Source organism: Pantoea phosphatilytica (genome assembly GCF_051025615.1).
Lineage (GTDB): Bacteria > Pseudomonadota > Gammaproteobacteria > Enterobacterales > Enterobacteriaceae > Pantoea.
In genome coordinates, this window is the sequence record NZ_JBPFDF010000001.1 from 1121906 (window position 1) to 1132638 (window position 10733).

Consider the following 10733-nt stretch of genomic DNA (forward strand, 5'->3'; position numbering starts at 1 on the left):
GAGAAGAAGATGCAGCAGCTGAAGACGGTCGTCAGCGCCCAGGATGTGGCGGAGCGGGCGGGTGTCTCCCGATCCGCGGTGTCACGCACCTTTACACCGGGCGCCAGCGTGTCGGAAACCACCCGTCAGCGGGTGATGAAGGCGGCAGAAGAGCTGGGTTATCACGTTAATCATCTGGCGCGCGGCCTGGTCAGTCATCGCAGCGGCATTGTCTGCTTAATCGCCTCCGAAGTAGATACCCCCTATCGTGCCAGCCTGGTGCGCTGGATGACGCAGTATCTGCAGGAGGCGGGAAAGGTGGCGATGCTGATCAACACCGACCGTTCAGATGCGCGGGTTTCGGCGGCGTTGCAGCAGGCGATTAATTTTCGCGCCGACGCCTCTGTCATTCTCTCCGGGATGCCGGACAGCGCCATCACCCGCCTCTGCTATAAGCACGGCCAGCATCTGGTGCTGATCAACCGCGATGAGTCCCTGCCCGGCACGCTGAACATCAATCTCGACTCCCGCCCGGCCGCAGAGATGGCCGTCAATGCCTTTGTGCGCGCCGGGTGCAGCCGCATCGCCTTTGTTAATTCGCTGGCGGGCACCCCGAGCCTGCAGAAACGTGAAGCGGATTTCCTGGCGGCCGCGCAGCGCGCAGACGTAACCGTTCATGTGGAGCGGTTCGGCTCGACCTCCTATGAGAGCGGACAGATTCTGGCGCAGCGTCTGCTGACGCGCAACGTGCGCCCGGACGCGGTTTACTGCGCCACCGACCTGCTCGCCTGCGGGTTTATGGATGAGGCGCGGCACCGCTTCGCGCTGCGTATCCCGCAGGACCTCTGCATCATCGGACACGACAATATTCCCCAGTCGGGCTGGGCCTCCTACAACCTCACCACTTTTGCGCAGCCGGTCGAGCAGTTTGCCCGTGACGCCATCCGCTGGCTGGTGGAAACGGAAGCACAGCCGGACGCACTGATACCGAAAAGCGAACAGCATCAGGAGCGAAGAATATATCCGGTCGATGTTGTCTGGCGCGGTTCTGTCCGGGGCGCATAGGCGCCCTTCTTTTTATTTTTCACCGGCACGTTACCGCGCTGAAATAATTTCCCGCCGGTTTTACGCTTCGCTTTAAATAATAGTGGCCTGCATTGAAAAATAGTGGACCACGGCAACCCACAATTGCGATTTCCTGTCTACGCTTTATCTGCATTATTAATTCATTCTGGTTTTATCTGCTCAATGAATCAGCAGTCAGATGTGACAAATATCACATTTGTGCCAGGCTTACTGTCTCAGATCACTCTGTTCAAGGAGCAAACAATGACAACACCAACGAATAATACGCTCGATGTGAATGACTTCCCAAAACCTCCTTTTGAGGATCAGCCGCAGCAGGCGCCAGGCCTGGCCAGCAAAATGATCCCGGTTCCGGACCACGGTGAAACCAGCTATCGCGGGACAGGCCGTCTGGCTGGCCGCAAGGCATTGATCACCGGTGGTGACTCCGGTATCGGCCGCGCCGTGGCGATTGCCTATGCCCGTGAAGGCGCAGATGTGGTCATTAACTATCTGCCGGAAGAACAGCCGGATGCCGATGAAGTGGTGAAATTAATCGAAGCGGAAGGCCGTAACGTTTTCGCTATTCCCGGCGACATTCGCTCTGAAGAATTCTGTCAGCAGCTGGTTAAAGAGGCTGCGGATAAATTAGGCGGTCTGGATATTCTGGTAAATAACGCCGGTCGTCAGCAATTTAATGAGTCCATCCGGACGTTGAGTACAGAAGATTTCGACGCGACGTTTAAAACTAACGTTTATGCTATGTTCTGGATCACTAAAGCGGCACTGGAATATCTGCCTCGCGGCGCGTCCATCATTAATACTTCGTCCGTGCAGGCATTTAAACCCAGCGATATTCTGCTCGACTATGCACAGACAAAAGCGTGCATTGTGGCCTTTACCAAATCGCTGGCTAAGCAGCTGGGCGGTGACGGTATCCGCGTCAATGCGGTCGCGCCTGGCCCATACTGGACCCCGCTGCAGTCCAGCGGTGGTCAGCCGATGGAGAAAGTTAAACAGTTTGGTGCCGATGCGCCGCTGGGCCGTCCGGGCCAGCCGGTTGAGATCGCCCCACTCTATGTGACCCTGGCGTCGACCGAGAGCAGTTACTCCTCCGGTCAGGTCTGGTGCTCCGATGGCGGCACCGGCACCCTGTAATCCCCAAAGTGGCCGCCTGGTGCGGCCCTTTTTTTGTCCGGCTTTTATCCCGCCTATCCCCCGCTATCGAGAACAGAGGAAAACGCGCATGGAGAACCCGATCTTTCATTCGCCCGTCAGAGAGGATGGCTTTGCGGGGCTGGGCGACTATGCCGCCATCGGCGAAGGCCGTTCGGTCGCGCTGATCGCGCCGGATGGTTCAATCGACTGGTGGTGTGCGCCCAATCTCGACGCGAAACCGCTGTTTGACCGCCTGCTGGATGCCGGACTGGGCGGCTACTTTCAGATCGTGCCGGCCGCGCCTTATCAGGTGTCACGTCGCTACCGGGACAACAGTAACGTGCTGGAGACCCGCTTCGAGACCGGAAGCGGTACGGTGCTGCTGACTGAATCGATTAACAGTACGCTGGCGGGTCGGCTGCCCTGGTGCGAACTGGCCCGCCGTATCGAAGGCGTCAGCGGTGAAGTGGCGTTAGCCATTACCCTGCGCTTTGGCACCGCGGCTGAAACCCGTTCGCCGTGGGTGGCCGAAAATGAGAAAGGCAAGGTGTTTCACATCGCCGACATCATGACGATGTTCCGTGCCAGTGACGATATCTGCATCACCCATCTTTGCGACGAAGAGATCTGCGCCACACTGCGCACCACGCCGGGTTCCCGTTCCCTCTGTGCGCTGCTGGTGACCGAGAGCGAGCCACTGGCGGTGCCGCCGCTGGAGGCGATCGACCAGCGCATCGAAATCAGCCACACCGGCTGGCGCAGCTGGGTGGAGAACCTGAGCTACAACGGACACTATCCGGCACTGGTAAAACGCTCTGCCCTGTCGCTGAAGTTTCTCTGGTACTCGCCGACCGGCGCGCTGGCGGCGGCGGCGACCACCTCACTGCCGGAGGGGATTGGCGGCGAAAAAAATTACGATTACCGCTACGCCTGGGTGCGCGACGCCTGCCTGATTATCAAAGCCTTCGTCTATATCGGCGCGCTGGAGGATTGTAAGGCGGCGTTCTCCTGGCTCTCTCAGACCATCATGCGCCACGGCGTCAGGCTGCGCGCCTGTTATGCCCTGAACGGCGATGAGGTGCCCGCCGAGCGTTATCCTCTGCTTGCGGGCTATCGCCATTCCCGGCCAGTCCGGGTCGGCAATAACGCGCGCGATCAGCTGCAGCTCAGCATGTATGGCGACATGCTGGTCACTGCGCAGCACTTTATTGAGGCGGGACATGTGCTGGATATCACCACCTCACGCATGCTGGGCGAGCTGGCGAACTGCTGTGCCGACCACTGGCGGCAGAAAGATTGCGGGATCTGGGAGCTGCCTGAACTGCAGCACTACACCCATTCGAAAATGGCCTGCTGGATGGCGCTGGATCGTGCGGTGGCCCTGGCCGAGAGCCAGCATATTGAACCGACCTGGCTGGGGCGCTGGCAGCGGGAGCGCGACCGTATCCGCGACTGGATTGAGTCCCACTGCTGGTCTGAACAGCAGCAGGCTTATCTCTTTTATGCGGGCAGCGAGGATCGGCTCGACGCCTCGCTGGCGCTGGTTCACCACTATGGCAACGCGGTGAACCGGCAGCGGATGCTCGCCACCTGTCACGCTATCCGCAGGGAACTGGGCGATGGCAGCGCCATGCTCTACCGCTACAGCGGCGTCCGGGAGGAAGAGAGTACCTTTCTCGCCTGCGCTTTCTGGCTGGTGGAGGCCTGGGCAAAGCTGGGCGAAACGGCGCAGGCAAACCAGGCGATGCAGGAGATCCTGACGACGCTGGAGGGTCACGGCAACGTCGATATTTTCAATGAGATGTATGATGTGCGCACCCAGAGCTGGCGCGGCAATATGCCGCAGGGGCTGAGCCATCTGGCCCTGATCTGCGCGGCGCAGGCGCTGTCGGAAGCCGAAGCGCCGCCCTGAGTAACCGGGCCCTGCTGCGGGCCCGGTTACTCCGTTCTCTCCTGCTGCAGGGCCTGCAGGATCTGCCAGGCCGCCCGGACGCGCAGCGGGTTCGGATAGTTTTTATTCGCCAGCATCACGATGCCGCAGTTCGCGGCGGGAATAAACGCAATGTAGGCCCCGAATCCGTTGGTCGCGCCGGTTTTATGTACCCAGCTGGCGGGCTGCGACGGCCCGACGGGCGTCAGTTGCGTCGCCGGACGGGCTTTCAGCGCCACACTGTTATCGCTATCGCCGATCAGGGTGTCGGCAGAAACCGGCCAGTCGTACATCTCCCAGCCCAGCCCCTGATAGAGCTTCCCGACGCTGAAATAGCGCGACTGCGCGGTGCGTATGGCATTCCGCAACACCGCATTGCCAGCGGAAAGGCGATTAGGATCGATGTTCGCCTGCATAAACGTGAGCATGTCACGCGCGGTCGATTTAATGCCGTAAGCTTCAGCATCCAGCATCCCTGGCGACACCCGCACCGGCTGACCCTCTTTATAGCCCCAGGCGTAGTTAAGCATCATGGAGGGCGGCACAGTGATATAGGTGCGCGTCAGGCGCAGGGGCTGAAACACATTCCGTTCCATCGCCTGCTCATAGTCCCCCTTCACCATCAGCGCGCCAAACAGGCCGATGCTGGCGTTAGAGTACTGACGCAGCGTGCCTGGCGCGGCCCCGGGCTGCCAGTCCTGATAGAAGCGCAGCAGCGACGCCTGATCGGTCACCTGATCCGGCAGCTGCAGCGGCAGGCCGCCCGCCGTGTAGGTGGCCAGATGGAGCATCCGCACCGGCCGCCACTGCGCACCGGTCAGCTGCGGCCAGTACTTATGCACCGGATCGCTGAGGCGGATGTCGCCGTTGCGGATCTGCACCCCGGCCAGCGTGCCGGTAAAGGTTTTACTGACGGAACCGAGTTCAAACAGGGTGTTTTCCGTGACCCGGCGGCGCGAGTCGAGATCGGCCACACCGAAGTTCACGAACTGCGACCGGCCTTTGCAGAGCACCGCCACCGACATGCCGGGGATCGACTGCTGCGCCATCAGCGGTTCGATCGTGGCTTTGACCAGAGAAGTGACCTGCTGTGAGGAGAGATCGGCGGCAACACAGCGGGCAGAAAGAGCGAGCAACACAACGTACAACACAGACTTTTTCATCGGCAACCAGACGTTCTTTACTGAAAGAGATTACTTACATTGACTGGCACAGGCCTGCACACACATCTGCGCCTCGGTGCTGCAGGATCCGTTGTCACGGGTATTGCAGTGAGACTGTTCAACGTAGCAGTTGGACTGGCAGGCAGAGAGATCGCAACGGGCCGCAGCGGGCGTCAGCTTAACCACGGGGGCGCGGGCTGGAAAAAGCGGAGCGGGCTGAGCGAAGGCGCTGCTGCCCAGTAAACCGGACAGCAGCAGAGTGACGAGCAGTTTCATAAGAGTTCTCCTGTGGGACGCTTCCCTGAGTATGACCAGTCTGGCGCGTCCCGTCAGGGAAATCTCACTAAATTGAGACAACAGGAGGGTGTTGAGTGGCATTCATCACGCCACGGCTGTAGATTTCGTTGAGTCGGGCAATGTAACGCTGGGTGTCATGCTGCTCCCGGATACGCTGAATGGCCGCCTCGCCCTTCTCCTGCAATATTTCAGGACGCTCAATAATGGCCAGCAGCGTCGACTTGAGGCCCTCCACCAGCGAGCGGCGCAGTGCGGCTTTCTCATCCGGCGAGGTAATGCTGTATTCGCGGTCAGCGTTCAGTGGACTGGTCAGCACCCAGCCCGCGCTGGCGGGATTGATCTCCGGCAGCGCCCGCACGTTACTGGTGATCACCGGGCAGCCGTTGGCCTGCATCTCCAGTACCGAGAAGCCATAAGTCTCCTGCCAGGTCGGCAGGAGTCCGGCATCACTCTGGCGGAACAGCTGCATCAGTGCGCCATTCTCCATCCGGGCGTGGTGGGTAAAGCAACGATAGCGTTTAATCCGGTTCTCAATGCCGCGACAGAACGCCTCATCATCCTGGAACTGGCGATGCGCCACGTTGTGGCGCTTGGACAGCTCGCCAATCAGCTGCACATCCAGCTGCGACTCTTCCATGCGGCGCTCTTCAAGCAGTTCACTGATGGCCAGCACCACTTCCGCGCCGCCTTTACGGTAGAACTCATTACCGGCGAACGTCAGCCTGAGTATGCCGGGCTGGCGTGGTGCCTTCTGCTGCACAAACAGCTTTTGTGGCGGATGCAGCACCAGGGTTTTCCGGCGGATCTGCTGCGCAATATCAGGTCTGAACAGCTTCATCTGAATATTCAGCGTGGCATCGGAGATCGCAATCAGCCCCAGACAGTTATCTTTCAACAGGTGCGGGATCAGGCGCTGCAACTCCGGGTTATCCTGCTTGGCGACGCCCGCCACCGGTAACACGCGCGGCAGCTCGGTTTCAAAGCTTGCCACCCACTTCTGGCGGGTAATCGCGACTTCATTAAACAGATGCAGGATGTCCACCCGCGAAGCCCCGGAAAACGGCACCGGCTGGAAAACAAAGATTTTATTTTTTTTAAGCAATCGGGTGCGTAACGGATTAATAAAATAGAACAGATTGCTTTTCTTCAGATTGATATATTCATTATCCGGATTAACTAAAATATTGCGCTGCTCGGGATACTGGTTATTTGTGATTCCAATTTTCATGATTGCCTTCCGGAGTCCTTGTCATTGGCGTGATCTATATCATGCCACGCCAGAATCCGCGTCCAGGCAATATCCTAAAAGCCTGTTGTGGCGCGGTTTGTACGATTTTCCTTATGCTTTAATCTGGCAACAAAATCATCACAGTTGTTTCTGATTGTGAATAAACAAACGCTATTTATGGCACTATCCGGTTGGTTTACCAGCCTTTACGGGAGAATAAACACCTGGCCTGACCGCGATTAACCGGGCCGATTGTTAATTAATTGTTTAATTATTTTTCGGGCTATTTAGCGCTTCCTGCCCGCCTTATCGTTAATTATTTCTTAACTGACTTCAGGACACCGCCAGAAACGCACCTGCCCGGCGGATGAGATGGGCTGATCGCGCCCCGCGCCAGATCGGGCGATGAAACGATCGATACAGCATCGCCGGGTCTGCACCCTGATGAAACGTCACGCTGCAACATGGTAGTGCAACGGCATCGCCAGTCGCGGCGGAATCGCTGGCCTGCTCGGGCCTTAATGCCTTGATTTTACTGCCGCCGCTGCTCTTTTCTGCGGCGCACGCCTGCCTGGTACAAAAGTTGCAGGATGTAAGGCAAGCAGACAGGAGAGCATTATGAAAGCAATCGTGATTGGTGGCGGGATCGGCGGCATGAGCAGCGCCATCGCGCTGGAAAAAGCCGGATTTGAGGTCGACGTCTTTGAAGCCGTCAGGGAGATGAAGCCGGTTGGCGCGGCAATTTCGATCTGGCCCAACGGCGTGAAATGCCTGAACGCGCTGGGCATGAAAGCTGCGCTGCGTAAGCTGGGCGGGAATATGGCTTATATGGCCTATCACGACGGCACCAGCGGAGCCGCCCTGACCCGCTTCAGCATGGCGCCGCTGGTGCAGCAGGTCGGCGAATATCCCTGCCCGGTTGCGCGGGCCGAACTGCAGGCGATGCTGATCGACACCTTCGGCCGCGATCGGGTGCAGTTTGGCAAGCGGGTGATCCAGGTCAGGCAGACCGAACAGGGGGTTATCGCCACCTTCTCGGACAACAGCCAGGCCCACGGTGATTTTCTGATTGCCGCAGACGGTACCCACTCGGTGATCCGCGACTATGTGCTGGAGCAGAAGCTGGAGCGGCGCTATGCCGGTTACGTTAACTGGAACGGCCTCGTTACCATCGATGAAGGGATCGCGCCCGCCGACCAGTGGACCACCTTTGTCGGCGATGGCAAGCGGGTGTCACTGATGCCGATCAGCGGCAATCGCTTCTACTTCTTCTTTGATGTGCCGCTGCCAAAAGGGTTGCCACAGGATCGATCCACGGTAAAAGCGGATTTAACCGGCTACTTCCGGGGCTGGGCGGCGCCGGTGCAGCGGCTGATTGCGGCCATCAATCCTGAAACCACCAACCGGGTAGAGATCCACGATATCGAGCCGTTCAGCCGGTTCGTTAAGGGTCGCATCGCCCTGCTGGGCGACGCCGCCCACAGTACCACGCCCGATATTGGTCAGGGCGGCTGCGCGGCGATGGAGGATGCGGTGGTGCTGGCCTCTGCTCTGGCGTCCCATTCGCTGGGCATTGAGGATGCGCTGCTGCGCTATCAGACCCGGCGGGTTGAGCGGGTCAGAGATCTGGTGCTGAAAGCGCGTAAACGCTGCGACGTGACCCATGCGCGCGACCCGGCCGTCACGGCGGCGTGGTATGACTCCCTGAAAAACGAAACCGGCGAGCGCGTGCTGGCCGGTATGTGCGAAACCATCGAAGGCGGCCCGCTGGGCTAGCGGTAAAGCGCGGGCCGTCTGCATGACGGCCCGCTGCCGGTGTCAGTCGTCCGTGAGACCGCGATTTTTCAGCATCGGCGCCAGCTCTGGCGCTGCGCCCCGCCAGCTCTCATAGAGCGTTTTCAGATCGCTGCTGTTGCCCCGGGACAGAATCTTCTGCCGGAAAAGATCGCCGTTTTCCCGCGTCAGTCCGCCCCGCTCTGAAAACCACTGATAGCCATCGTCGGCAAGCATCTGCGTCCAGATATAGGCGTAGTAGCCCGCCGCATAGCCGCCGCCCCAGATGTGCTGGAAATAGCTGGAGCGATAGCGCGGCGGCACCGCCGTCAGCGCCAGATTATCGCTCTCCAGCGCCTGCTGCTCAAAATCGCCGACGCTGTGCGGCGCGGCGTCGGCCTTCAGACTGTGCCAGTGCAGATCGAGCAGCGCAGCCGCCAGCAGTTCGCTCATCTCATAGCCTTTGTTGAACTGTGCGGCCTGCACCATCTTCTCATATAGCGCGGCAGGCATCGGCTCCTGCGTCTGATAGTGGCGGGCGTAGTGCCGGAACACCTCCGGCTCGCTGGCCCAGTGCTCGTTGATCTGCGATGGAAACTCAACAAAGTCGCGCGGGGTTTCCGTGCCGGAGAGGCTTGGATAGCGCTGGCTGGCGAACAACCCGTGCAGCGTATGACCAAACTCATGGAACAGGGTAATGACGTCGTCCCAGCTCAGCAGCGCAGGCTCACCGGCTGGCGGCCGGGTGTAGTTGCAGACGTTGTAGATCACCGGCCGGCTCTCCAGCAGCGTTGACTGGTTAACGAAGTTACTCATCCAGGCTCCGCCGCCTTTGCTGTCGCGCTTAAAGAAGTCGGTATAGAAGAGCGCCAGCGGGGTGTCATCCGCGTCGAAAATCTCATAGACCTGAACGTCGGGATGGTAAACCGGCAGATCCTGACGCTGCGCAAACCGGATGCCGTAGAGCTGCGTGGCCGCCCGGAAGACGCCGTTATGCAGCACCGAGTTGAGTTCGAAGTAGGGTTTGATCTGACTCTCATCCAGGTCGTAGCGGGCGCGCCGCACCTGTTCGGCATAGAAGCGCCAGTCCCAGGCTTCCAGGGTAAAACCGCCCTGCTGCTCGTCGATGATCTGCTGAATCGCCGCCGCTTCCCGTCCGGCGCGGGCGCGGGCGGCAGGCACGATGTTGCGCATAAAGGCCAGCGCCGCATCGGGCGTTTTCGCCATCTGATCCTGCAGCTTCCACGCCGCGTAGCTGGCAAAGCCCAGCAGCCTGGCCTGCTCCGCCCTGACCTGCGCCAGCCGCAGAATAAGCTCGCGGGTGTCGTTTTCATCCCCTTTTTCGGTACGCGTGACGCCAGCCGTAAAGAGCGCCTCACGGGTGGCACGGTCGGTGAGGCTCTGCAGCGCCGGTTGCTGTGTGGTGTTCTGCAGCACCAGCAGCCAGCGATCCTCCAGGCCGCGCGCCCGCGCTTCCGCCTGAGCCACCGCGAGATCGGCGGCGGACAGTCCCGCCAGCTGCTGCCGATCGCTGACCACCAGCCCGCACGCTTTGGTGGCCGCCAGCAGCCGGTTGGTAAAGCGGGTGCTGAGGCGCGCCGCCTCCTGATTCAGCGCCTTAAGCTGCTGTTTCTGCGCCTCCGGCAGGTTGGCCCCCGCCAGCTGGAAGCGCTGCCAGATCACCTCGACCAGCCGTTTCGATTCGCTATCCAGCGTTGCGCGATCCAGATAGACCGCATCAAGTCGTGAGAACAGCGGCCGGTTAAGCATGATCTCATCGTTCAGCGCGGTGAGCTGCGGCGCAATCTCCTCATCGACCTGCTGCAGATAAGGGCTGGTATGTGCAGACGTCATGGCGCTGAAGACCAGGTTAACCCGGTTCAGCAGCTGTCCGCTCTTCTCCAGCGCCTCGAGGGTGTTGAGAAAGGTGGGCGCCTCGCTGTTCCCGGCGATTGCGGCGATTTCCTGACGCTTCGCCTCAATACCTGCCTGCAGTGCGGGCAGGAAATCCTGCTCCTCGATCTGATCAAAAGGAGGCGCCTGGTAAGGCAGTGTGCTGACGCTAAAGAAGGGATTCTGACGGGCGTTCATGGTTCGCTCCTGATGGGCATCGCAAAGGCTTATCCTGACAGGTTGCCGC

The 10733-nt window shown here is 59.8% G+C and carries 8 protein-coding genes; 4 read left to right on the forward strand and 4 right to left on the reverse strand.

Going from position 1 to position 10733, the window contains the following annotated elements:
- Positions 1-9: 9 nt before the first annotated feature.
- From ACR6AS_RS05590 to ACR6AS_RS05600, 3 genes are all read left to right on the forward strand, one after another.
- Entirely contained in the window at positions 10-1044 is a 1035-nt protein-coding gene (locus ACR6AS_RS05590; protein WP_111140511.1) for a LacI family DNA-binding transcriptional regulator, read from the forward strand.
- A gap of 264 nt (positions 1045-1308) precedes the next feature.
- Positions 1309-2202: an SDR family oxidoreductase gene (locus ACR6AS_RS05595; protein ID WP_111140512.1), complete on the forward strand. Its 894-nt coding sequence runs from the start codon at positions 1309-1311 to the stop codon at positions 2200-2202.
- Positions 2203-2290: 88 nt separating this feature from the next.
- Positions 2291-4114, forward strand: coding sequence for a glycoside hydrolase family 15 protein (locus ACR6AS_RS05600; RefSeq protein WP_418798071.1), 1824 nt, complete (start codon positions 2291-2293; stop codon positions 4112-4114).
- 26 nt (positions 4115-4140) lie between these two features.
- Here ACR6AS_RS05600 and ampC read toward each other — a convergent pair whose 3' ends face one another.
- The 3 genes from ampC to ACR6AS_RS05615 all read right to left on the reverse strand — a co-directional run bounded on the left by ampC (position 4141) and on the right by ACR6AS_RS05615 (position 6820).
- A complete protein-coding gene (gene ampC, locus ACR6AS_RS05605) occupies positions 4141-5295 on the reverse strand; it encodes a class C beta-lactamase (protein ID WP_434161407.1) in 1155 nt (384 codons plus the stop codon).
- 30 nt (positions 5296-5325) lie between these two features.
- Positions 5326-5571, reverse strand: coding sequence for a hypothetical protein (locus ACR6AS_RS05610; RefSeq protein WP_434161410.1), 246 nt, complete (start codon positions 5569-5571; stop codon positions 5326-5328).
- Positions 5572-5638: 67 nt separating this feature from the next.
- On the reverse strand, positions 5639-6820 hold the full coding sequence (locus tag ACR6AS_RS05615) for a glycosyltransferase (RefSeq protein ID WP_111140516.1): 1182 nt from the start codon (positions 6818-6820) through the stop codon (positions 5639-5641).
- 618 nt (positions 6821-7438) lie between these two features.
- On the opposite strand from ACR6AS_RS05615, the gene hpxO reads away from it, so the two are divergent.
- Positions 7439-8596, forward strand: a complete 1158-nt coding sequence (gene hpxO / locus ACR6AS_RS05620; protein ID WP_434161414.1) for an FAD-dependent urate hydroxylase HpxO — start codon at positions 7439-7441, stop codon at positions 8594-8596.
- 42 nt (positions 8597-8638) lie between these two features.
- Here hpxO and dcp read toward each other — a convergent pair whose 3' ends face one another.
- Positions 8639-10684, reverse strand: coding sequence for a peptidyl-dipeptidase Dcp (gene dcp / locus ACR6AS_RS05625; RefSeq protein WP_434161417.1), 2046 nt, complete (start codon positions 10682-10684; stop codon positions 8639-8641).
- Positions 10685-10733: the final 49 nt, after the last annotated feature.

Bases quoted from the DNA above. Each gene is read 5' to 3' on its own strand.
- ACR6AS_RS05600 (WP_418798071.1), top strand. From the start codon at position 2,291: ATGGAGAACCCGATCTTTCATTCGCCCGTCAGAGAGGATGGCTTTGCG.
- ampC (WP_434161407.1), bottom strand. From the start codon at position 5,295: ATGAAAAAGTCTGTGTTGTACGTTGTGTTGCTCGCTCTTTCTGCCCGC.
- ACR6AS_RS05590 (WP_111140511.1), top strand. From the start codon at position 10: ATGCAGCAGCTGAAGACGGTCGTCAGCGCCCAGGATGTGGCGGAGCGG.
- ACR6AS_RS05610 (WP_434161410.1), bottom strand. From the start codon at position 5,571: ATGAAACTGCTCGTCACTCTGCTGCTGTCCGGTTTACTGGGCAGCAGC.
- hpxO (WP_434161414.1), top strand. From the start codon at position 7,439: ATGAAAGCAATCGTGATTGGTGGCGGGATCGGCGGCATGAGCAGCGCC.
- ACR6AS_RS05595 (WP_111140512.1), top strand. From the start codon at position 1,309: ATGACAACACCAACGAATAATACGCTCGATGTGAATGACTTCCCAAAA.
- ACR6AS_RS05615 (WP_111140516.1), bottom strand. From the start codon at position 6,820: ATGAAAATTGGAATCACAAATAACCAGTATCCCGAGCAGCGCAATATT.
- dcp (WP_434161417.1), bottom strand. From the start codon at position 10,684: ATGAACGCCCGTCAGAATCCCTTCTTTAGCGTCAGCACACTGCCTTAC.